This is a genomic window from Serratia sp. BNK-4, from assembly GCF_048685115.1.
GTDB lineage: Bacteria > Pseudomonadota > Gammaproteobacteria > Enterobacterales > Enterobacteriaceae > Serratia > Serratia bockelmannii.
This window is the reverse complement of the sequence record NZ_JBLQTM010000001.1, coordinates 3115207-3136997: the sequence shown is the minus strand read 5'-3', so window position 1 is coordinate 3136997 and position 21791 is coordinate 3115207. Positions and strand designations below refer to the sequence as shown.

The following is a 21791-nucleotide window of genomic DNA, read 5'->3' as shown; positions in this document are numbered from 1 at the left end:
GTGAGCCAAAGGTTCACCCGTGCGGGGCGGCCTGTCATGATGAGGGGCCGCTCAGTGAAATCAAACGAGAGAGGGACTTTACGATGTACAAGATTGATTACAATAGCTACCGATCGGTCGCCAGCTTCGGCCACCGCGTGCGCTTTCTGGTGCTGCACTACACGGCGCAAAACTTCGCCGACTCGGTGAAGTCGTTGACCGGAAAATCGGTCAGCGCGCACTATCTGGTGCCGGATCCGACCGAGGCCACCTATCAGGCCGCCGGCTTCAGCGGCGTGCGCATTTTCAACCTGGTGGACGAGAACGAGCGCGCCTGGCATGCCGGCACCAGCCAGTGGGGCACCCGCAGCAATATCAACGACACCTCGATCGGCATCGAGATCGTTAACCTGGCGAGCGGCGACGGTGGAAACATCACCTTCCCGCCGTTCAATCCGCAGCAGATCGAGGCGGTCACCCAGCTGGCGCAGAACATCCTGCAGCGTTATCCGGACATCTCGCCGGTGAACGTGGTGGCGCACTCCGATATCGCGCCGGGCCGCAAGAGCGATCCGGGCCCGCAGTTCCCGTGGCAGCAGCTGTATCAGGCCGGCGTCGGCGCCTGGTATGACGAAGCGACCAAGCAGCAGCGCCAGCAGGAATACTGCAGCCAGGGCCTGCCGGCGCAGGCCGATTTGCTGAAACTGTTCGCCCAATATGGCTACGACACCTCGGCGGCGAACACCGCAGAAGGCTATCGCCAGCTGGTGCGCGCGTTCCAGCTGCACTTCCGTCAGCAGAAGTATGACGGCGTGATGGATGTTGAAACCGCCGCCGTTCTGCGCGCGCTGGTCGACAAGTACGCCGCCTGAGCCTGACCGCGAATGGGGGACGCCTCATTCGCCTTTTCCTCGCCGGGCTTCCTCCGCTAAAATAGCGGCCTGGCTGGTCTTTATCGGAGGCATTGTGCGCCTCGATCGAAAAATCTCTTCCCTTGAACTGCTGACCTATCGCCACTACCGCATCGTACACGGCGTGCGCATCGGGCTGGCGTTTATTCTGACCTTTCTGCTGATCCGCCTGCTGGCGGTGCCCGAAGGCACCTGGCCGCTGATCACCCTGGTGGTGGTGATGGGGCCGATCTCGTTTTGGGGCAACGTGCTGCAGCGGGCGCTGCAACGCATTGCCGGCACGGTGTTCGGCGCCGCGTCCGGCCTGATCGCCCTGTATCTGGAACTCTATTCGCTGCCGCTGATGCTGGCTTGGTGCGGCGTGGTGATGTTCGTCTGCGGTTACCTGACGCTCGGCAAACGGCCGTATATGGCGCTGCTGGTGGGGATCACGCTGGCGGTGGTATGCGGCGCGGGCGCCGGTGACATGCACACCGCGCTGTGGCGCAGCGGCGACGTGATCTTCGGTTCGCTGCTGGCGCTGCTGTTCACCAGCATCTACCCACAGCGCGCCTACATTCTGTGGCGCATGCAAATGGCGGACTGCCTGCAAACCGCCGCCCGCCTCTACGGCGCGTATTTTTCGCCGAACGTTATCGAGCGGCCGCGGCTGGAGCCGCAGCTCAAGGATCTGTTGAATCAGGTGGTGAAGCTGCGCAGCCTGATCGTGCCCGCCAGCAAGGAAACCCGCATCCCCAAAGCGGTGTTCGAGGCGGTGCAAACCCTCAGCCGCAATTTGGTGTGTACACTGGAGCTGATGGCCGACGCCTACTGGGCCTCGCGCGAAACGCACTTCATCATGTTGAACGCCCGCACGCTGCGCAGTACCCAACTGCTGACGCTGAGCTCGCTGGAATCGCTGGCGGTGCTGATGCGCGAAGGGCCGCAGGCGCAGCGGCAGGCGGTGGCGGGGCAGTTGGCGGAGATCGCCGGCGAGCTGAAAACGCTGATGCAGGAGGTCAGCCTCGGCCAGCACGGCGAAGCGCCGATTTACGGCTACGTTTGGCTCAGCATGGAGCTGGCGCAGCAGCTGGAAGAGTTGGGGGATCTGCTCCAGGTTTGTACCGCCGCCGAGCGTGAATAGGGGGTCAGATCATGAAGGCGGCGCTTTGGGTTTTGGCCGCCGGGGCAAAGTGGGTAAGATAAGGCAATCACTGTTGTGCCGGACCGCCACAAACCTGTATCTTGGTGCCATGTGGCCGTAAGCAAATGAATCTGTGTATTACTAAAGCAAGGGTATAAAGATGGATAATGCAAATAAGCCGAGTTTCCAGGACGTGCTGGAGTTTGTGCGTATGTTCCGCCGCAAAAACAAACTGCAACGCGAGATCGTCGACAACGAAAAGAAAATTCGTGATAACCAGAAGCGCGTGCTGCTGCTCGACAACCTGAGCGAGTACATCAAGCCCGGCATGAGCATTGAAGACATTCAGGGCATCATCGCCAACATGCGCAGCGACTACGAAGATCGCGTTGATGACTACATCATCAAAAATGCCGATCTGTCCAAAGAGCGCCGCGAGCTGTCCAAAAAGCTGAAAGCGATGGGCGAAGTGAAGTAACCCGCTTTATCGGGCCGGGTGCGATGCCTGGCCCGCATTCCTGCCAATCATCTTCTTCCCGCCGTTTCGATCATCTCCCGATCCTCATCGATCCTTTAAATGGGATCGCGATCCGCATTTGTAGCATTTTTAGCCGCAATGTTAACGAACTGTGATTTTGCTCAAACAATTATTTTTGCAGCTTTGGTTATATGTCGATCAATGTTCACGTTGTCATTTTGAGTTTCTGGGATGTGTGATGATTAATTCATTGAAATTTATCATGTTGTTTCGTTACTTGTTTTTTGTTGGATAAAAATGACAACGTCAACATTAAGAAAATTCAAGCGTTTAACGAGTGTATTGGAGGAAGAGATGAGCCAGTTGCCGGAAAAAATGCGCGCGGTCGTTTGCCACGGCCCGCAGGATTATCGTTTCGAACAGGTGCCTACGCCGCTGCCGAAGGCGCGCGAGCTGGTGATCAAGGTGGAAGGCTGCGGCATCTGCGCCGGCGACTGCAAATGCAAGAACGGCGCGCAGATGTTTTGGGGGGAGAACCCGTGGGTCAAACCGCCGGTGGTGCCGGGGCATGAGTTCTACGGCCGCATCGCCGCGCTGGGCGAGGGCGCGGAAGGCAAATACCGGATCGGCGAGCGGGTGATCGCCGAGCAGATCGTGCCGTGCTGGGAGTGCCGCTACTGCAAATCCGGCAGCTACTGGATGTGTGAGACGCATAACATTTACGGCTTCCAGAAAGACGTGGCGGAGGGCGGCATGGCGGAATACATGCGTTTTTCCGAGAACGCCATCGTGCACAAGATCCCGGAAAGCCTGAGCCATGAAGACGCGGTACTGATTGAGCCGATGGCCTGCGCCATCCACACCGTGGCGCGCGGCGACATCCAGCTGGACGACGTAGTGGTGTTGGCCGGCGCCGGGCCGCTCGGGTTGTGCATGGTGCAGGTGGCGCGCCTGAAAACGCCGAAGAAACTGATCGTGATCGATGCCATCGACGAGCGGCTGGCGCTGGCGAAGGAGTTCGGCGCCGACGTGGTGATCAACCCGCTGAAGGAAGATGCCGACCAGATCGTCAAATCGCTGACCGGCGGCTATGGCTGCGACGTGTACATCGAGGCCACCGGCGCGCCGATCGGCGTCACCCAGGGGCTGCAGATGATCCGCAAGCTGGGCCGCTTCGTGGAGTTCAGCGTGTTCGGTAAGGAAACCACCGTCGATTGGTCCATCATCGGCGATCGCAAGGAGCTGGACATTCGCGGCGCGCACCTGGCGCCCTACAGCTATGAAATCGCCATCGATCTGTTCGAGCGCGGGCTGGTGACTTCCAACGGCGTGGTTACCCACAGCTATTCATTGAACGACTGGGATGAAGCCTTCGCCCTGGCGGACTCGACCGACTCTATCAAGGTGATCCTGGTTCCCTGACCCTCCCGCCGTACCGCTGTTGCAGTCACGATCGCCGGCCCATCCGCAATGGGGAGCCGGCCGGTCGGCCAAACGTAAAGACATGCTGTTGCTCTGATAACCACAACAAGAAGCTTCCCTACAGGAGAATTGGCTATGTTTTCATTATTCAAAAAGACCCTGCCTTTTATCGTCGCCGGTGGAATGTTGGCGGCCAGCCATGGGGCGCTGGCCAAGCAAATCACTATCGGTATGTCGTTCCAGGAAATGAACAACGACTACTTCGTCACCATGAAGCAGGCGCTGGATCAGGCGGCGGCGGATATCGGCGCCAAGGTGTACGTGGCCGATGCGCGCCATGACGTCGCCAAACAGATCGGCGACGTGGAAGACATGCTGCAGAAGAAGGTGGATATCCTGCTGATCAACCCGACCGATTCGGTGGGGGTGCAGTCGGCGGTGATCTCCGCCCATAAGGCCGGCGCGGTGGTGGTAGCGATCGACGCCCAGGCGGAAGGGCCGCTGGATTCGTTCGTCGGCTCGGAAAACTACGACGCCGGCTTCCAGGCGGGCGAGTACCTGGCGAAAGCGCTGGGCGGCAAAGGCAAGGTGGCGATCCTCGACGGCATCCCGGTGGTGCCGATCCTGGAGCGCGTGCGCGGCTTTGAAGCGGCGATGAAAAAATACCCCGACATCAAGATTGTCACCAAGCAAAACGGCAAGCAGGAGCGCGACACCGCGCTGACCGTGACCGAAAACATGCTGCAGTCGGCGCCTGATCTGGCGGGCATCTTCAGCGTCAACGACGTCGGCGCGCTCGGCGCCCTGGCGGCGATCGAAAGCAACGGCGCCAAGGTCAAGCTGGTGAGCGTCGACGGCCAGCCGGAAGCCATCAAAGAGATCCTCAAGCCGAATTCGCCGTTCATCGCCACCTCAGCGCAGTTCCCGCGCGACCAGCTGCGCATCGCGCTCGGCATTGCGCTGGCCCGCTACTGGGGCGCCACGGTGCCGAAAACCGTGCCGGTCAAAGTGAAGCTGATCGACCGCAGCAATGCGGCCGGCTTTAGCTGGTAACAGCAGCCGGGTTCGCCCCGCTGCGGCGGGGCGTTCGGTGCGGAGGGCAATGCGGTGACACCTTTACTGGAACTGAAGCGAATAAAAAAGAGCTTTCCCGGCGTGAAGGCGCTGGATGGCATCGATCTGGCCATTCAACGCGGCGAAGTGCACGCCCTGCTGGGCGAAAACGGCGCCGGCAAATCGACGCTGGTGAAAATCATGTGTGGCATCTATCAGCCGGACGAGGGCGATATTTTTATCGACGGCGAGCAGCGCCGCTTTAACAACTATCGCCAGGCGATCGAGGCCGGGGTCGGCATTATTTTTCAGGAATTCTCGTTGATTCCCTACATGAGCGCCATCGACAACATCTTCCTCAACCGGGAGATCAGGAACCGCTGGGGCCTGCTGGATCGGCGGGCGATGCGGCGCAAGGCCGAGGCGATCTTCAAGCGGCTGACGGTGGCTATCGATCTCGATTGCCCGGTGGAGCAGCTGAGCGTGGCGCAGCAGCAGTTCGTTGAGATCGCCAAGGCGCTGTCGCTGGAGGCGCGGGTGCTGGTGCTGGATGAGCCGACCGCCACGCTGACGCCAGGCGAGGCCGAGCACCTGTTCAGCGTGATGAACGATCTGCGGCTGCTGGGCGTCGGCATGGTGTTTATCTCGCACCACCTGGACGAGATTTTCACCATCTGCGATCGCATCACTGTGCTGCGCGACGGCGCCTACATCGAAACGCTGGCCACCGGCGACACCAACGTGGAAGAGCTGGTGCGGCTGATGGTCGGGCGCAAAATCGAGAACGCCTTCCCGGTGAAACAGCACCCGGTCGATACCGCGACGGTGCTGCTGGAGGCGGAGATCCAGCGCGAGAAGCACGGCGCGACCGACCGTTTTCACCTGCACAAGGGCGAGATCCTCGGCTTTGCCGGGCTGGTGGGCTCCGGGCGCACCGAGACCGTCTCTGCGCTGATCGGCGCCAGCCGCTGCCACCGCAAACGCGTCAGCCTCGGCGGCCAACCGGCGGCGCTGCGCTCCCCAGCGCAGGCGCTGGCGCAGGGCATCGGCCTGCTGCCGGAGAGCCGCAAAACCGAGGGCCTGGTGCTGCCGTTCTCGGTGGCGCAGAACGTCACCCTCAACCGGCACCACCGGCGCGGCAAGATCTTCGTCAGCGCCCGCAAGGATCGCGACGTGGTGCAGCGGCTGATCCGCGCCGTGGGGGTGAAAACTCCGGACGCCGAGACCGCCGTCAGCACCCTGAGCGGCGGCAACCAGCAGAAGGTGGTGATCGCCCGCTGGCTCAACAACGACTGCAACATCCTGATCTTCGACGAGCCGACGCGCGGCATCGACGTGGGCGCCAAGGCCGAGATCTACCAGCTGATGCAGCAACTGACCCAGCAGGGCATCTCCATCATCATGATTTCTTCCGAACTGCCGGAGATCATCGGCGTGTGCGACCGCGTGCTGGTGTTTCGCGGCGGCCACATCGTCGCCGAGCTGACCGGCGATGACATCGAATCCAACCACATCATGCTTCACGCGACCGGGAGTGCCTTATGATCGGAATTGAACAACCCGCCGTGGCGCGCCGCGCCGCCGGCCCCAGTCTCGGCAAGCGCTGGGAAAAACTGCTGCATCACCCGGCGGTCTTGCCGTTTATCGGCTTCGCTGTCCTGTTCGTGCTGATGAGCCTGCTGAACGACAGCTTCCTCAGCGTCAACAATCTGACCAACGTGGCGCGCCAGGTGTCGATCAACGCCATCATCGCGGTGGGCATGACCTGCGCCATTCTGACCGGCGGCATCGATCTCTCGGTGGGGCCGGTAATGGCGCTGGCCGGCTCCGTCGCCGCCGGGCTGATGCTGGCGGCGGTGCCGATTCCGCTGGCGATGGTGGCGGCGCTGGCGGTCGGCGCGCTGTTCGGCCTGGCCAACGGCGCCTGCATCGCCTACCTGCGCATGCCGCCGATCATCGTCACCCTGGCGTCGATGGGCATCGCCCGTGGCCTGGCGCTGCTCTATACCGGCGGCTACCCAATCTCCGGCCTGCCCGACGTCTTCTCCTTCTTTGGCCGCGGCACGGTGCTGGGCATTCAGGTGCCGATCCTGATCATGCTCGGTGTGTACGTGCTGGCCTGGCTGATGCTCAACCAGCTGCCGTTCGGCCGCTACGTCTACGCGATGGGTGGCAACGAAGAGGCGGCGCGCCTGAGCGGCATCCGCGTGCCGCGCTACAAGATGCTGGTGTACGTGATCAGCGGACTGACCGCCGCGCTGGCCGGGCTGGTGCTGACCTCGCGCCTGATGAGCGGGCAGCCTAACGCCGGCGAAGGCTTCGAGCTGGACGCTATCGCCGCCGTAGTGCTGGGCGGTGCGGCGATCTCCGGCGGGCGCGGCGCCATCGTCGGCACGCTGGTGGGGGCGATGATGCTCGGGGTGCTCAACAACGGCCTCAATCTGATGAACGTGTCGCCATATATCCAGAACGTGGTGAAGGGCGGCATCATCCTGGCCGCCATCTACCTCAGCTCCGTGCGGCGCAAATAGGAGGCGCGATGTCAGTCTTTCTTGGCATAGACGTCGGCGGCACGGTGATCAAGGCCGGGCTGTACCGGGCAAGCGGTGAAGAGCTGGCGATCGCCGAGCGCGACGGCGCGGCGATTGCCGCACAGCCGGGCTTCAGCGAACGCAATATGGACGCGCTGTGGGATGATGTTTGCGCGGCGATCCGCCAGACGCTGCACGCGGCGGGGCTGGAGGCCGGGCAGGTGCGCGGCGTCAGTTTCTCGGCGCACGGCAAAGGGCTGTACGCCATCGACCGCCACGGCAAACCGGTCGGCAACGGCATCCTCTCTTCGGACAACCGCGCGGCGGCCACGGCGGCTGAGCTGCGCCGCACCGGCGTGGACGCGCAGACCTACCCGCGCAGCCTGCAGCCGCTGTGGCCCAGCCACCCGGCGCTGCTGCTGCGCTGGCTGAAGCAGCAGCAACCGGCGCAGTACGCCGCTGTCGATCGCATCCTGATGGCGCACGACTACCTGCGCTTTCGCCTCACCGGCGAGGCGGCGGCCGAGGTGACCAACATCTCCGGCAGCAACCTGTTTAACCAGCACAGCGGCGCTTACGATCCGGCGCTGATGGCGGCCTTCGGCATCGAAGAGGCGCAGGAGAAGACCGCGCCAACGATCGGCTCGGCGCAGCTGGCCGGGCGGGTGACGGCCTCTGCGGCGGCGCAGTGCGGCCTGCGAACGGGCACTGCGGTGTACGGCGGCCTGTTCGACGTGGTGGGCGCGGCGCTCAGCTCCGGCGTGGCCGACGATCGCACGCTCAGCGCGGTGGCGGGCACCTGGTCGATCGCCACCTGCGTGACCGAGCGCATCATTCCCGCCGATTACCCCTATGCCTGGGGGCGCTACTGCATCGACGGCCGCTATTTCGTGCACGAAGGCAGCCCGACCTCGGCCGGCAACCTGGCCTGGTTCCTGCGCCAGTTCTGCGCCGACGACCGGCAGCGCTACACCCAGTTCAACGCCTGGGTGGCCGAGCGCCGCGAGCAGCCGAGCGGGCTGCTGTTCCTGCCTTATCTGTACGGCTCCAACCTCGGCGGCAACACGCCGGGCGGGCTGATCGGCCTGAGCGCCCACCACGAGATGGCGGACGTGGTGCAGGCGATCTACCAGGGCATCGTGTTCTCGCACCTGATCCATCAGGAGCGCATGGTGCAGCTGAATCCGCGCATCGAGCGGGTGCGCATGACCGGCGGGCCGACGCAGTCCGAGGTCTGGATGCAGATGTACGCCGACGCCGGCAACCTGCCGCTTGAGGTGGTGGAAACCCGCCAAGGAGGCTGCCGCGCCGCCGCCCTGTGCGCCGCCGTCGGCGCCGGGGAGTACGCCGGGTTCACAGAGGCGATCGCTGCCGCGCCGCCCAAACTGCGCTGTTATTATCCCGCGACCGCCGCCCACCGGCGCCTGCGCGCCCAGCAGGCGCGCTATCTGGCGGTCGCTCAGGCTTTGAGTGAGGTGACTGATGCAAACGACTAACGCCGCCTGTCTGGGGCTGTATGAAAAGGCGCTGCCCGCCGATCTGAGCTGGCCGCAGCGGCTGGCCACCGCCGCCGAGCTGGGCTTTGAATTTGTGGAGATGTCGATCGACGAACAGCCGGCGCGCCAGCAACGGCTGGACTGGGATCGCCGCCAGCGGCTGGCGTTTATCCAGGCGCGGCTCGACAGCGGGGTGACGGTGCCGAGCCTGTGCCTGTCGGCGCACCGGCGCGACCCGTTCGGCAGCGCCGACGCCGCCACCCGCGAACGGGCGCGGGTGCTGATGAGCAAGGCGCTGGAACTGGCGACGGATCTCAGCATCCGCAACATCCAGCTGGCGGGCTACGACGTCTATTACGAACCCGCCGATCGCCACAGCCGCGAGCGCTTTATCGAGGGCATGCAGTGGGCGGCGGCGCAGGCCGCCAGGGCGCAGGTGATGCTGTCGGTGGAGGTGATGGACACGCCGTTCATCAACAGCATCAGCAAATGGCGCGACATCGCGCGCCACGTCAACAGCCCGTGGTTCACGGTGTATCCCGATCTCGGCAACCTCAGCGCCTGGGGCAACGACGTCGCCGCCGAGCTGGCGCTGGGCATCGGCAGCATCACCGCCGTGCACCTCAAAGACACCGTCGCGGTGGGGCCGGGCAGCGCCGGGCAGTTCCGCGACGTGCCGTTCGGCGAGGGCTGCGTGGACTTCGCCCACGCCTTTTCCGTGCTCAACGCGCTCGGCTATCGCGGCCCCTACCTGCTGGAGATGTGGGCGCGCGAAGACGGGCAGGACAAGCAACGCATCGCCCAGGCCAAGGCCTGGATCGAACAACAGATGAATGGGGGAGGCATCGCATGCTGAACGAACTCAAACTGCAGGTGCTGGCCGCCAACCTCAGCCTGCCGGCATACGGGCTGGTGACCTTTACCTGGGGCAACGTCTCGGCGATCGATCGCCAAAGCGGGCTGGTGGTGATCAAACCTTCGGGCATCGCCTACGAGGCGATGACGCTGGAGGATCTGGTGGTGGTGGATCTGGAGGGCAAGGTGCGCGAAGGGCACCGCAAACCCTCATCCGACACCGCCACCCACCTGGCGCTGTACCGCGCCTTCGCCGATATCGGCGGCGTGGTGCACACCCACAGCCGCAACGCTACCATCTGGGCGCAGGCCGGGCAGCCGATCCCGGCGCTGGGCACCACCCACGCCGACTACTTTTACGGCGACATTCCCTGTACCCGGCCGATGAGCGAGGCGGAGATCGCCGGCGATTACGAAGGGGAAACCGGCAAGGTGATCATCGAGACCTTCAATCAGGCGGGGCGCGATCCGCAGCAGGTGCCGGGAGTGTTGGTTTACTCCCACGGCCCGTTCGCCTGGGGCAAGGACGCGGCGGATGCGGTGCACAACGCGGTGGTGCTGGAAGAGGTGGCGATCATGGCGATGGCGACGCGCCAGCTGGCGCCGGCCATCGCCCCGATGCAGCCGGAGCTATTGGATAAACATTTCCTGCGCAAGCACGGCAAACACGCCTACTACGGGCAATAGCGCCCGTCAGCGATTCAACAGCGAGCCGGTGAAGAACTCTCTGCGCACCGGCAATTCGCCGCGCGGGCTGTGAATGGCGCTGAACAGCAGCTCCGCGGCGATCTCCCCCAGTTTCTGCGTATCGTGATACACCCCCGGAATGTGCAGGCCGTAAGCGCCGGCGCGCGGCGGCTCGTCGATCGAGAAGAATTTCACTTGCTCATAAAGCCCCATCTCGTGGCAGATGGCGATGGCGCCCAGCGTGATGATGCCATTCAGGCCGATGATGTAATCCGGGCGATTCTCCGGCTGCGCCAGATAGGCGCGCACCTCGCTCTCTTGCGAGGTGAAATCATAATCGCCGTTGATGATATGAATCTCACGCCCGCTGCCCTGCAAGGCCGCGACGATGCCGGCGGTGCGCGTTAGCGTAATTTCCGAATCCGCCGGGCCGCCGATAATCAGCAGCTTCTGCTCCGGCTGCTCCGCCAGATAACGCCCGGCCAGCACGCCGATCTCGCGGTTATCGAGGAACACGCCGCTCAGCTGCTGATCGTAAAGATCGCGGTCGATAAGGATCAGCGGCACGCCGTACACCTCGGCCAGCTCGAGATAGGCGGGGCGGTAGCGCTTGTCGTCGCGCACCGCCGACAGCAGGATGCCGCGCGCCTTGTAGCCGAATAGCGCCTGAATGGCGCGCATTTCCGCCTCTTCGCTGCCGTCGGTGTCGAACAGCATGATCTGGTAGCCCTGCTGACGCGCAATGCGCGACACGGTCTTGATCAGGCCGGAATAGAACGGGTTGTACATGCTGCTAGTGACGATGCCGATAATCTGGCTGCTGCTGCTTTTCAGCCCCTGCGCGAACGCGTTGGGTACATAGTTCAGCTCTTTGGCGATGGCGTGAATGCGCTCGCGGGTTTCCGGCTTGACCAGCTCGGGCTTATTGAAGGCGCGGGAAACGGTGATATTGGTCACCCTGGCGCGGCGGGCGATATCCACGATAGTGGCATTGGGATTGGCTTTCGACACCGTCTTTCCTTGCGTTATGCCTCAACAGATCCCTTATTGTAGGGAAAGGGCGGGGGCGGTGCTAGGGGGGAGTTGGGGGGAGGGGAGTGGCGGGAAGGGAAATAATAGAATGAAATCAGGGGTAATAATGTTGCTGGTTTATTAATTGTGGGCTTAATCATTTCATGTGGCTATATTTTATTGATGGAGAGTTTGGTAAGGTGTGTTTTATGTTCGAGGTTAGGTATCAATGGCTGTTTTGTGCCAGGAACAGACGTTACTTACCTCGCGATATATTAATTTATGGTGAGCTGGTCACATGTTTGGTAAACATGTGTCAAATATTTAGTGGTGTAAGTGAATATCGACATCAGATTGCTGAAATAATGATGCAGAACGCGGCCTAATTAATTAGGGCGCAACTGCGCCCTTTAATAACCCGTCATGTGATAAACCCAATCTTTTGTCTGCCGTCTAATTTCACGACTCAATGTTTGGGGCAGTATTTCATTTGGAGTTCGGTCGCCCTTAATCCAATTAAAAGCATGATTGAACATATAAAGCAATATCGCCTCGTTATTCTCAAAGTAATCGATAGCTTCTTCTATAAGGGGAGCTCTTAGCACCAGCCTTCTATCATGAGATACAGCATCTTTCAGCTTTTCATAATCGATGAAATGATGGTTGAATATGTCAATTTCGCTATTAAAAGTTATATAGTCCTTGTGTTCATCTTGGAGGTAATAGTCTTCCTCTACAAAATTATCTAAGTCATGTTGTTCTAAATCATCTAATAATGATTTGGCGAGCCTTATCAGATCTTTGTCGGATTCTGAAAGCATTGCCATCCTCCAGGAATTTTTGGATTCAACACATAATTTATCTGAATCTGTGAAGGTGACTTTTTTGGACTGGTGTCCTTTTGAGGTTATTTCTTGAACTATTTCATCCAGACATTGTTTTGAAAATGGCTTCCAGAACATCTCAGGATCATTATGGCTATCCGCCATTACGATGGAGACCAAAACAACTTGAGTTTCCAACTGTTGCCAGTACATAAAGTCAGATAGATCGATCTGTATATCAGGGGTGTTTCCAACCGTTGATTTAATTTGAACCGCAAAAAAGTCCCCAGTTGATATTTCATCTTCAAAAATTTCAACTTGAGCATCTATGCCAACATCAATATCAAGCAATCGGCAAGGCCAATTAAAATAGCGAACTATCCAATAAGCAAAATATAGCTCACCTGCTCTTCCTGTTACTCCGGTGCTTTTGTATTTTTTCATAGCTTAGCTCATAGCTCTTCCTTTTCTCTGAGTTAGACAGGTTACACCCTAGCTAATTGTCTGCCAACTGAATGGTTAATATGAATTGCAACTGTTCCTGTAGTCACTTTCGTGAGAGCAGACCACAAAAGTGACTACTTCCGCTCTTCGCTCAAAGCTGTCGCTCTAAATGCCATCAGTCAAAGCACTCAACTAGCGCTAACAGCGATGGAGCAAAGGTGGGGAAGGGGTCACTGGGGGAAAACAACGAGCTCCGCTTAAGAACGAAAAAACAACATAGGTGATGAGCTCTACGCTCGACTACCGTAACAACACCGCTAATTTGCCAGTGATTTTCCACCGCCAATCCAAACACACCGCTAATCTAGCTGCGACTTTTCACCCACCAACCCCCCGCCACAATCCCGGCAACAGCGCCAACGTCTCATCAATCAGCGCCCGTCGGTCACTGCCCGGCTTCCAGATGGTGACCATGGTTTGGCTGATCCCCTGGCTGCCGACTTCGGTGCGCAGCGTGTTGACGTTTTTCCACCGTTCGGCATGCATGTGCGTCGGCAAGAATCCCCAGCCGCAGCCTTGTTCAAGCAGGGCGCGCAGCATCTCCAGTTCGTTGGTGAAAATGGTATGCCCCGAAATTTGCAGGCGGCGCGCCACCGGCTCGTCAGAGTCCGGGTGCATGATCACCTGCGGCGTGAGCGAGAGCTCCAGCAGCGAAAGCGGCTGTTCCGCGCCGGGGAAAAGCGTTTCGGCGGCGTAGAAATCCATCTCTATAGCCCCTAAGGCGCGCCACTCCATGGTGTCGCCCACGCTGCGGTTGCGCGCCTGGCAGATGCCCAGATCGGCCTGGCCGCTTGCCAGCAGGCTTTCCGCTTCGTCGCGCGAGGCGTTAATCAGGCTCAGCCGCGTGTGGCGCTGGGCCATAGCGGCAATCAACGCCTGCAGTAATGTGCGGGGCGTAAAGGGATCGTAGACCAGCGAGATTTCCTGCGCCGCGCTCTTCGGCACGTCTTTGGCAAATGCCTCAAACGCCTTCACCTGGCGCATCAGCAGGTGCGCCTGGCGCTGCAGCTGTTCGCCTTCCGGTGTCAGGTGCAGGCTGCGCCCCTCGCGCAGGAACAGCGCATAGCCCAAGCCATCCTCGAGAAAATCAATCAAATCGCGCAGCGTCGTGCGGTCTTTGCCCAGTTTGAGCGCGGCCTTAGCCAGGCTGCCGTGCTCGGCCACGGCGGTGAAGGCTTCCAGTTGGGCAAAGGAATAAATCAGGCTCGGCACGCGGTTCCCCCGTCGATTTTGCGGGGGATTTTCCCCCATTAGGCGTTTTTTATTATAGGCCGCGTTTTTTTAAGCTGAACGCCTTCCTGAGCTAAGCGAGAAAAAATATGAAAAGCAAAGTGTTTAACCGCAGCCTGCTGGCGGGCGTTGTCATCAGTCTCTGCAGCGGTCTGTTGGCGCCCGCCGCGCTGGCCGCCTGTGCGGGCACCGAACTCAGCGCCTGTCCGGCGCCTTTCGATGCGCAATTGCCGGACACGCACAAGATGCTCACCTGGAGCCAGAGTGATCGGGTGATCGGTTTTCGTAACGACTACCGCAACTATGCCGGGGATGTGTTTCATCACGGCAATGCCGCACCGCTGCCGGCTGCCGCTAAACCGTTAAAGGACGCCAGTTATCGGGTGAATGGCAAAACCTACAGCCTGCAGGACTATCTGCAGCGCCAGAACGTCAGCGGCATGCTGGTATTGAAAGACGGCAAAATCGCCTGGAAATATCTTGGGGAGGGCAATACCGACGCCACGCTGTGGACGTCGCGCTCGGTGGGCAAATCCGTGGTCGCCACGCTGGTGGGCGTGGCGATTAAACAGGGCAAAATCCGCTCGCTCGACGATCTCATCACGCAATACGAACCCGATCTGAAAGGCACCGCGTGGGACGGCGTGACCCTCAGGCAGCTGATCACCCACACCTCCGGCGTGGCGTGGAATGAGGATTACACCAACCCGAAATCGGACTTCGCGCAGCTGACCGAGTGTGAAGCCAGGCCCGGCACCTACGCCTGCGTGCGCAAGCTGGTGGCCGGCTTGCAGCGTGCGCACCCTGCCGGGCAGAACTGGTCTTACTCCTCCGGCGGCGCGTGGCTGCTGGGCGACGTGCTGGAGCGCGCCACCGGCATGCCGCTGGCGGCCTATCTGCAGCAAAGCATCTGGCAGCCGTACGGCATGGCGAGCGACGGCGTGTGGCATGCCTACGCCAAAGGCCAGCACGACGTGGGCGCGCACGGCTTTAACGCCACGCTGGAAGACTGGGGGCGTTTCGGTGAGTTCATTCTGCATAACGGGACGTTGCCGAACGGCAAACAGATCTTGCCGGCTGATTGGGTAGCCCAGTCGGCCAACTGGACGCGGGCGGCGGGTTCGGTGTCGGCGGCGCACCCCAACGGCATTTACGGCTACCAGTGGTGGAACAACGAAGTGCCGGTGAATGCGACCAACGTGGAGCCTGTTCCACAGGCCTCCCTCAAGCATTCCCTGTGGGCGCTGGGGATCTTCGGCCAGATGATCATGGTCAATCAGGCGGAGAATCTGGTGATCGTCCAGTGGTCCACCTGGCCGCAGGCGGAGCCTTCTTTCAGCGCGCAACCGCTGGAGGCGTCGCTGATGTTTAGCGCGATAGCGAAGGAACTGCGTTAACTCTACGTAGCAAGCAGGGGCGGTTGCCATTTCGCCCCTGTTCGAAGGCGATGGCATAAATGCGCTCGTGCATATAACAGCGCGGAAATGGCGATCTGGGCTATGCTTTTCACCACACTACTTTGCGCCGAAACGGGCGTGACAAAAGTGCGACTTGTCAGGCTAGGTTGAAGTTCTTTATCGAACGGCTCTTCACAGGAGTGGTTAAATTGAAAATCGATTGGCATAGCGCATTGCTAACACGCGCTACGATCGTGGATAAAAGCTACAAAAATACGCAAAACGTCCGTCGTTTCATGGTTGAGGCGTGCGGAGAAGATTTTCGCTTCGATCGTGAGTTTATGGCATGGATACGCAATGACATGCCAAAGACGTTAGGTGATGTGGTCGATGAGTGGCGGCGTAGGCGCTCCCTCAACCTTAGCGGATAGGGTGCAACTTGCGGGCCTCTTGGTACTCTTCTTTTCTCGCAAACCTTGCCAAGATCGCCTTTGCACCAGCGCCAGGATCAGTAGCGGCGGGGTGAGCAGCCATTCAGCACCTGCTCAAAGATGTGGAATACATAGTTAGGTTCTTTGGCGATCGCGGGAAAGTGCTCTTGTTGTGAGCGGGTGCCAATGGAAACGTTACTTGGTGAAACATACATCTGGGCTGAGAAAATTTAGCCAGATGCCATCTGACAGCCCCATATAAATAACAGGCAGCTGTCAGATCTGCGTTGATGAAATTACTGCGCTTCCTTTGCCCCTTTCAAAAGCATGAGCTCGAGTATTTTCTTACACTGTTCATTGTATTCTGAGCCATCTTGGCTGTCTTTTATTTGCCGGTTTACTGCTGTTAACAGCGAAAGATTATTTATATTTACCGGATTAGGATTCGCACCCCGATTGAGCAGTAGGGCCATGTGTTCAAAGGCTGAGCTAAAAAAAGCATCCATTAATAAGGTTTGTTGCAAGGAGTCTCTGATATTAATGTCCGCTCCGTAATCCAGCATCACCTTTAACGTTTCAGTGTTTTTGGCTTTGATTGTTTGGAATACAATGGGCTCATTGAATACCTTATCTTTTGCGTTTGGCGGTAAACCGCCGTCGAGCATGGCTTTGACCCAAATCCCCTTGTCGGCTTTCATGACGAACTCCGCTGGGCTGCTTCCCCCTTCTGGTCTGGGCTGCAGCGGGTCTGCGCCAGCTTTTACCAGGTCGGTTATTATTTTCAGCCTTTCCGGCGTGTTTTTATCGTAGATTGAGTTCAACACCGACCAAAACAGCAGGGTCATGTCCGCCTTAACCTGTCGGTTCAGTTCTTCCTTGCTGACAGAGGGAAGTTTCTCTTTCAGTTTCACTTCATCGCCATCATAAATCAGCTGTGCGATGTCCAGTTGACGGCCTTCAAAAAAATCCTGTGGCTCATATTCCATGTTTTTTTTGCATCCTTGCATCATGAGAACAGTAAACAGTAACGCCATGGCCATTATCAACTTGCTCATATTCTCCCCCTGATAGTGGCGACGTCCTCGTCTTTCTGATCTTCAATCAACGTTATTGTCTGGTCAATACCGTGTTTATCGAGCAGGGTTCCTGTCCCACCGGCAAGCGTGTGCGGTATGCCAACGGCATCAGGCACCACCAGCGATGACCACTCTTTCAAGGTGAAAGGCAATGCTACGCCCCAGGGTTTTTGCAAAGCATCGGGTAGGGCATTTTTTAAAAGCTCATAATCACTTTCGTTATTAACCTCCTGTAACGTGGTTAACAGTTCTCCCTCAACTCGATAGGCCTGTATGTTCTTGGCTGAACCAATCATCTCAGCTCCGTATTTCCCTACAGTTCCATGATGGAGTCCGGCTGCATTAAACGTCCAGGCGGGTTTCCCACTGGTCATTGATGCAGCTGAGGCCATTCCCCCGCCCAATGAATGACCAGAAATATCGACGCCGGAGGAGTTCTTTACTTGTAATCCTATTTTAACCGCCTGTTTATAATAATCAGAGCTCGCCCCCATCCCCTGAGCACCATTATTTATCCAGTCATTCACATTTTTAATTCCTGACAAATCGCCCTAAGGGCCTTTTTGGCGGCGCTGCCGATTCCCTCCGGGAACTCTGGCGCTCTTGATCCTCTGAACACGACCGTTGGGTTCATCTCTTTACCAAAAACGGTGCTATCAGGTTGATATACCCTTGCCAAAAAATCCGGAGATTCATCTCTGTCGAAGAGCATATTTCTATTTAACCCAATTTTACTCAGGGCCGCATTATCGTTACTGATATCTTTCCAGCCTTCAGGAACGCCGGGTGTATCCTTTAGTGGATTCGTGGTCTTGTAGATATTCTCCGCCAGCTTTGCCTTCTCGACGGCGACATTGTTTGCCGCCAGGCGTTCCGAGGCGATTCGGGCGTCCGGATAGATACTCCGTTGCCCGCGGCCAATGAGGTATTTTCGCTCCTGCCAACGCTGCGCCTTGGTCAAGGGCTCAGACACGACCTGCTGTGAAACTCTTCCGCCCTGCACCGGGATATCCGGGCGAAGAGCCGGTTTGGCCCGCGTGACTTGTGCGGGGAAGACGGACGGGCGCGCCCGGCGGCCACCGTAAGACTTCACGGCCTCCTCGTACTGCCTCACTATCCTGTCCACCGGGTAGTTGGGCTCTTGTCTCCCCTGCGGTATCAGGTAGCCGTCGATGTCGGCGTAAAATGGTCCCATCGTCGCCAACACACCGGGCCGGGTTTCGACCGCTACGACAACGCCGCTCATCAGGTCGCTCTGCACTCTTGCGCGCAAGTTAGAGCTTATTCCGTTTTGCGTAACGCCAACTTCACGGCGGATCCGTTCACCACCGCGAAAACCAGAGAAAAGCGACAGAATGTCTTTGTCCGGCATGTATGAAAGGCCGTGACAGGCGCGGGAAGGGCTGACTATACGGGGGAATTCATCAGGTGAAATAATATCATCGGCGATATACAGCAGTTTCAAACGGGAAAACATAGTGTGTCTCTTCCTTTGCTTGCTGCGTCTTGGCCAATTCAGGCGGGCGCTCGCACTCCTTGCACTCGATGGCGCCCTGAGGGGGCATGTTATCGAACGGCAGTCAGCAGTAGCTAACGGCGCATAGGACACCAGATAAGGGATGATAACGGCTCAGGCCAATTTGTAAAGCCGGCCAATTATTAACCGGAAAGTTCTTGTTTTCCGAAGGCTGCCAGAGGGGGGAACTCCGCCGCTCAAATCGATAAACCAACGCCAGGATCAGTAGCGGCCGGGATGTGTGTCTCTATCTGTCCTTAACGCTATCAATCTTTGCCATACCAGGATTTAAAATACTTTAGGAAACTGTAGGCCACGGCATAAAACCCAGTAACGGCGCCGACTTTGCCTTCCTTCCATGCGCCGCTCAGTACGTACCATTTGAAAAACGCGCCGATCGCGCTTACGACGCCACGAAATATCGAGGGCCTGATGTCTCGGTATTTGACTACCCTTGTCGTATAGCTATTGAGCTTATTGAGTATTTCATGGAGAGAATAAAAAGTATCGTGCTTAACATTGCCGGGAATGACCGACGTGTGAATATAGCCTTCAGCGGCATCATCTACCGGAGCATCATTGAACCTGACCTGTGTTCTATTGAACAGTCGAACGGGGTAGTCCGGTGAGGAGATGGGATAAATCGTTCTGACTGGCTGCCCGAGTACAAACCAATTCCTTTTTATTCTATAGGCTTGCTGTGGTGGCGGGTTTGCCTGCGATTTGAATGTTAAAATGGACGCTATGGTTTCGGCATCAAGGATTTCGTCGCTGTCCAGGCACAGTACCCAATCATGGTGAGATTGAGAAATCGCAAAGTTCATTTGTCGTCCATGCGTTTCGAAACGATGGTAAATAGGGCTTATTCCAAAGCTTTGGCAAATAGACAGCGTTTTATCCGTACTGCCGGAGTCCACCACAATCCACTCATCCGCAATGCCCATGAGTGGAGAAAGCACCTCGTGTAATAAACGAGAGGAGTTAAAAGTCAGTATACAAACAGCTATCTTTGCCATTAACTAACATCCTTAAAAATCGCTGAGCAGGTGAGCGCGTAATGTTTTCTCTGGAATGGAAATTGCGATTCTCTTCTTATCCCTTATCAACCTCGGAAAATGCCTAACCCCGCCGATCAAACCGATAAACCAGCGCCAGCGACAATGCCAGGAGTAAAAGCGGCGGGGCGAGGGCGGTGAAGGGCGCGTTGAGGGCGAACAGCAACCCCAGATTGAGGACGATCTGGTAAGCGATGTAGGTCAGCAGCCCGATGATGACGCCGAGCGCTAATCGGCTGCCCATGCCGGGCGCGCGCGGGGCGGTGAAGGTAAACGGGATGGCCAGCAAAATCATCGCCAGCACCAGCAGGGGCTGGCCGAGTTTTTTCCACAGCGCCAGGCGGTATTCGGTGCTGGGCTGCCCCGAGCCCTGCAGGTAATCGATATAGCGATCCAGCTGTTGGAGCGAGAAGCTGCCGGCCGGCAGGGTCAGCTCTTTCAGGCTCGGCACGGCGAACAGCGAGCGCCAGAGCAGGCTGTCTTGCCGCTGAATCGTCTCCTTTCTGCCTTGCCAGCTTTTTTGCATCACGTTGTGCAGCAGCCAGTTGCCGTCGGCGGCGGTGCTGGCGCTGTCGGCGTAAATGTAAGATTCCAGCGCGTGGTTGGCCTGATAGCGGAAGATCTCAATGCCGTGGGGCTGGTCGTTCTCATCGACGGTTTTGACCGTCACAAACTCATTGCCGCGCCGCGCCCACAGCGGGTTAACGGTGACGTCGTTATCGTTCGACTGCGCCAGCGCGTTGTTCTTTATCTGCAGCGCGCGTTGCTGCAGCGGCGAAGCGGCCCATTCATCGAGGGCGCCGAGCGAGAGGTTCATCAGCAGCCCGGCGGCGAGCATCACCAGCGCGATGCGGAATATCGACATCCCGGCGGAGCGGATCGCCGTCAGCTCCAGGGTTTTAGACAGCTGCCCCAGCCCGACGATGCCGCCGAGCAGCGCGATAAACGGCCCCAGATCGACCAGGCTGCGCGGCAGGGTCATCACGGTCACCAGCAGCGCCTGCTGCCAGCGGTAGCCGCCCGGAGTGACGTCCTCCAGCTCGTTGATCAGCGTAAAGGTGGTGAACAGCGGGATGAGCAACCCGGCCGCGGCGGCGAAGCCGATGAACACGTTGCGCATTAGGTAGCGGCTAAAAATGGTCATCGGGAGGGTTTCCGCAGCAGTGATAAGTCGCGCGCCAGCAGCAGGGCGATGCCGACAGCCATTGCTATCGGCACCAGCCAAACGCCGGGGATCGGTGGCAGAGAGCCGTTGGCCACCAGCGTGCGGCAAATGTTGCCGCCATAGAAAATCACGGTAAACAGCACCGTCAGGGGCAACAGCGCGGCGTAGCGCCCCTGTCGCGGCTTGATGCGGCTAAAGGGGATCGCTAGCAGCACCATCAGTACGGTGGTCAGCCCGCGGCTCTCGCGCCATTGCAGTTCGGCGGCGTCGCCCGGATCGGCGGAACGCGCCAGCTCCGCCGGCGAGGCCGACTTGTGCCGGCTTTCGGCGCTGGGCACGAACGGTTTAAGCGCGATATCAAAGTTGTCGTAGTTCTGCCCGTTGTCGTCGGCGCCCTCACGATCAAGCACATAGGCGGTGCCGGTTTTCAGCCGCACGGCGGGGCTGGCGGGGGAGGCGTCGAGCACCTCCACCGACTGCGCGCGATACAGGTTGGTGTGATGGCCGCCGCGCACATAAATCAGGGCGTCCGTCAGGTGGTTGGCCGTTTTGTCGACGTGATTGGCGAGGATCATGCGGCCGTTGCCGCTGACGTTGAATTTGTCGGCCTGCAGGTGGCTCACGTCCAGCACCGATTGCGACTGTTGCTGCAGCTGATAAATATTGGCGTACGCCCAGGGCCTGCCATACAGCGACAGCAGCGTGACCGCGATCGCCAGCGGTACGGCGAGCAGCAGCACCGCCTTGTACAGCCGCAGCGGGCTGGCGCCGGCGGCCAGCATGGCGGTGATCTCCGCATCGCTGTACAGCTGGCTCAGCGCTACCGCCACCGAGACATACAGCGCGACGGGCAATATCATCTCCAGCGCGATCAGCGATTTATAGAAAACCACGTCGGCCACCACCCGCAGCGCCAGCGTGCCGTTGGCTGCGTCGGTCAGGTAGCGCTGGGCGGAGTAGCTGGCGAACATGAAGATCAGAAACCCGGCGATCATCATCACCAGGCGGCGGATCTCAACCGTGATATAGCGTTCAATCAAAGACATG

General features: G+C 58.9%; 21 protein-coding genes. 12 read left to right on the top strand and 9 right to left on the bottom strand.

What is annotated here, in order from left to right:
- The first annotated feature begins 83 nt into the window (after positions 1 to 83).
- The 10 genes from ACMGGW_RS15045 to araD all read left to right on the top strand — a co-directional run bounded on the left by ACMGGW_RS15045 (position 84) and on the right by araD (position 10535).
- Positions 84 to 851, top strand: coding sequence for an N-acetylmuramoyl-L-alanine amidase (locus ACMGGW_RS15045; RefSeq protein ID WP_025303521.1), 768 nt, complete (start codon positions 84 to 86; stop codon positions 849 to 851).
- 94 nt (positions 852 to 945) lie between these two features.
- On the top strand, positions 946 to 2013 hold the full coding sequence (locus ACMGGW_RS15040) for an FUSC family protein (RefSeq protein ID WP_089181126.1): 1068 nt from the start codon (positions 946 to 948) through the stop codon (positions 2011 to 2013).
- A gap of 160 nt (positions 2014 to 2173) precedes the next feature.
- Entirely contained in the window at positions 2174 to 2491 is a 318-nt protein-coding gene (tmaR, locus tag ACMGGW_RS15035) for a PTS system regulator TmaR (RefSeq protein ID WP_004935612.1), read from the top strand.
- 354 nt (positions 2492 to 2845) lie between these two features.
- Complete coding sequence (locus ACMGGW_RS15030; protein WP_016927009.1) at positions 2846 to 3913, top strand: erythritol/L-threitol dehydrogenase; 1068 nt, start codon at positions 2846 to 2848, stop codon at positions 3911 to 3913.
- A 135-nt stretch (positions 3914 to 4048) separates the two neighbouring features.
- The gene (locus tag ACMGGW_RS15025; protein WP_015378502.1) at positions 4049 to 4966 is read left to right on the top strand and encodes an ABC transporter substrate-binding protein; all 918 of its coding nucleotides are present in this window, start codon (positions 4049 to 4051) and stop codon (positions 4964 to 4966) included.
- Positions 4967 to 5020: 54 nt separating this feature from the next.
- Complete coding sequence (locus ACMGGW_RS15020; RefSeq protein WP_049209281.1) at positions 5021 to 6511, top strand: sugar ABC transporter ATP-binding protein; 1491 nt, start codon at positions 5021 to 5023, stop codon at positions 6509 to 6511.
- On the top strand, positions 6508 to 7497 hold the full coding sequence (locus ACMGGW_RS15015; RefSeq protein ID WP_038877882.1) for an ABC transporter permease: 990 nt from the start codon (positions 6508 to 6510) through the stop codon (positions 7495 to 7497). Before ACMGGW_RS15020 ends, ACMGGW_RS15015 begins: the two co-directional genes overlap by 4 nt.
- Before the next feature lie 8 nt (positions 7498 to 7505).
- Complete coding sequence (locus tag ACMGGW_RS15010; protein WP_197832524.1) at positions 7506 to 8993, top strand: FGGY-family carbohydrate kinase; 1488 nt, start codon at positions 7506 to 7508, stop codon at positions 8991 to 8993.
- Positions 8980 to 9849 carry an L-ribulose-5-phosphate 3-epimerase gene (locus ACMGGW_RS15005; RefSeq protein WP_060447920.1) on the top strand — a complete coding sequence of 290 codons (870 nt, stop codon included), beginning with the start codon at positions 8980 to 8982 and terminating at the stop codon, positions 9847 to 9849. Before ACMGGW_RS15010 ends, ACMGGW_RS15005 begins: the two co-directional genes overlap by 14 nt.
- Positions 9843 to 10535: an L-ribulose-5-phosphate 4-epimerase gene (gene araD, locus ACMGGW_RS15000; protein WP_049209277.1), complete on the top strand. Its 693-nt coding sequence runs from the start codon at positions 9843 to 9845 to the stop codon at positions 10533 to 10535. Before ACMGGW_RS15005 ends, araD begins: the two co-directional genes overlap by 7 nt.
- 6 nt (positions 10536 to 10541) lie before the next feature.
- Here the strand turns inward: araD and ACMGGW_RS14995 are convergent, their stop codons facing one another.
- From ACMGGW_RS14995 to ACMGGW_RS14985, 3 genes are all read right to left on the bottom strand, one after another.
- Positions 10542 to 11546, bottom strand: a complete 1005-nt coding sequence (locus ACMGGW_RS14995) for a LacI family DNA-binding transcriptional regulator (protein ID WP_043136352.1) — start codon at positions 11544 to 11546, stop codon at positions 10542 to 10544.
- 410 nt (positions 11547 to 11956) lie between these two features.
- Positions 11957 to 12814, bottom strand: coding sequence for a DUF4365 domain-containing protein (locus ACMGGW_RS14990; RefSeq protein WP_197832525.1), 858 nt, complete (start codon positions 12812 to 12814; stop codon positions 11957 to 11959).
- A gap of 378 nt (positions 12815 to 13192) precedes the next feature.
- Positions 13193 to 14086, bottom strand: a complete 894-nt coding sequence (locus ACMGGW_RS14985; RefSeq protein WP_197832526.1) for a LysR family transcriptional regulator — start codon at positions 14084 to 14086, stop codon at positions 13193 to 13195.
- A 107-nt stretch (positions 14087 to 14193) separates the two neighbouring features.
- Between ACMGGW_RS14985 and ACMGGW_RS14980 the strand changes: the two genes are divergently transcribed.
- A complete protein-coding gene (locus ACMGGW_RS14980) occupies positions 14194 to 15501 on the top strand; it encodes a serine hydrolase domain-containing protein (RefSeq protein ID WP_197832527.1) in 1308 nt (435 codons plus the stop codon).
- 209 nt (positions 15502 to 15710) lie between these two features.
- Entirely contained in the window at positions 15711 to 15932 is a 222-nt protein-coding gene (locus tag ACMGGW_RS14975; protein WP_049209284.1) for a DUF6434 domain-containing protein, read from the top strand.
- Between the two features lie 296 nt (positions 15933 to 16228).
- Here the strand turns inward: ACMGGW_RS14975 and ACMGGW_RS14970 are convergent, their stop codons facing one another.
- From ACMGGW_RS14970 to lptF, 6 genes are all read right to left on the bottom strand, one after another.
- Positions 16229 to 16987, bottom strand: a complete 759-nt coding sequence (locus tag ACMGGW_RS14970; protein ID WP_060447915.1) for an ankyrin repeat domain-containing protein — start codon at positions 16985 to 16987, stop codon at positions 16229 to 16231.
- Complete coding sequence (locus tag ACMGGW_RS14965) at positions 16984 to 17535, bottom strand: hypothetical protein (protein ID WP_264383653.1); 552 nt, start codon at positions 17533 to 17535, stop codon at positions 16984 to 16986. The genes ACMGGW_RS14970 and ACMGGW_RS14965 overlap by 4 nt, the downstream gene beginning before the upstream one ends.
- Positions 17532 to 18485, bottom strand: coding sequence for a hypothetical protein (locus ACMGGW_RS14960; RefSeq protein ID WP_264383652.1), 954 nt, complete (start codon positions 18483 to 18485; stop codon positions 17532 to 17534). Before ACMGGW_RS14960 ends, ACMGGW_RS14965 begins: the two co-directional genes overlap by 4 nt.
- A 305-nt stretch (positions 18486 to 18790) precedes the next feature.
- Positions 18791 to 19540 carry a glycosyltransferase family 2 protein gene (locus ACMGGW_RS14955; RefSeq protein WP_043143064.1) on the bottom strand — a complete coding sequence of 250 codons (750 nt, stop codon included), beginning with the start codon at positions 19538 to 19540 and terminating at the stop codon, positions 18791 to 18793.
- A gap of 103 nt (positions 19541 to 19643) precedes the next feature.
- Positions 19644 to 20723, bottom strand: a complete 1080-nt coding sequence (gene lptG, locus ACMGGW_RS14950; protein WP_197832528.1) for an LPS export ABC transporter permease LptG — start codon at positions 20721 to 20723, stop codon at positions 19644 to 19646.
- Entirely contained in the window at positions 20720 to 21790 is a 1071-nt protein-coding gene (gene lptF, locus ACMGGW_RS14945) for an LPS export ABC transporter permease LptF (RefSeq protein WP_089181118.1), read from the bottom strand. The genes lptG and lptF overlap by 4 nt, the downstream gene beginning before the upstream one ends.
- Position 21791 lies beyond the last annotated feature (1 nt).

Bases quoted from the DNA above. Each gene is read 5' to 3' on its own strand.
- ACMGGW_RS15045 (WP_025303521.1), top strand. From the start codon at position 84: ATGTACAAGATTGATTACAATAGCTACCGATCGGTCGCCAGCTTCGGC.
- tmaR (WP_004935612.1), top strand. From the start codon at position 2,174: ATGGATAATGCAAATAAGCCGAGTTTCCAGGACGTGCTGGAGTTTGTG.
- ACMGGW_RS15030 (WP_016927009.1), top strand. From the start codon at position 2,846: ATGAGCCAGTTGCCGGAAAAAATGCGCGCGGTCGTTTGCCACGGCCCG.
- ACMGGW_RS15025 (WP_015378502.1), top strand. From the start codon at position 4,049: ATGTTTTCATTATTCAAAAAGACCCTGCCTTTTATCGTCGCCGGTGGA.
- ACMGGW_RS15015 (WP_038877882.1), top strand. From the start codon at position 6,508: ATGATCGGAATTGAACAACCCGCCGTGGCGCGCCGCGCCGCCGGCCCC.
- ACMGGW_RS15010 (WP_197832524.1), top strand. From the start codon at position 7,506: ATGTCAGTCTTTCTTGGCATAGACGTCGGCGGCACGGTGATCAAGGCC.
- ACMGGW_RS15005 (WP_060447920.1), top strand. From the start codon at position 8,980: ATGCAAACGACTAACGCCGCCTGTCTGGGGCTGTATGAAAAGGCGCTG.
- araD (WP_049209277.1), top strand. From the start codon at position 9,843: ATGCTGAACGAACTCAAACTGCAGGTGCTGGCCGCCAACCTCAGCCTG.
- ACMGGW_RS14990 (WP_197832525.1), bottom strand. From the start codon at position 12,814: ATGAAAAAATACAAAAGCACCGGAGTAACAGGAAGAGCAGGTGAGCTA.
- ACMGGW_RS14980 (WP_197832527.1), top strand. From the start codon at position 14,194: ATGAAAAGCAAAGTGTTTAACCGCAGCCTGCTGGCGGGCGTTGTCATC.
- ACMGGW_RS14970 (WP_060447915.1), bottom strand. From the start codon at position 16,987: ATGAGCAAGTTGATAATGGCCATGGCGTTACTGTTTACTGTTCTCATG.
- ACMGGW_RS14960 (WP_264383652.1), bottom strand. From the start codon at position 18,485: ATGTTTTCCCGTTTGAAACTGCTGTATATCGCCGATGATATTATTTCA.
- ACMGGW_RS14955 (WP_043143064.1), bottom strand. From the start codon at position 19,540: ATGGCAAAGATAGCTGTTTGTATACTGACTTTTAACTCCTCTCGTTTA.
- lptG (WP_197832528.1), bottom strand. From the start codon at position 20,723: ATGACCATTTTTAGCCGCTACCTAATGCGCAACGTGTTCATCGGCTTC.
- lptF (WP_089181118.1), bottom strand. From the start codon at position 21,790: ATGTCTTTGATTGAACGCTATATCACGGTTGAGATCCGCCGCCTGGTG.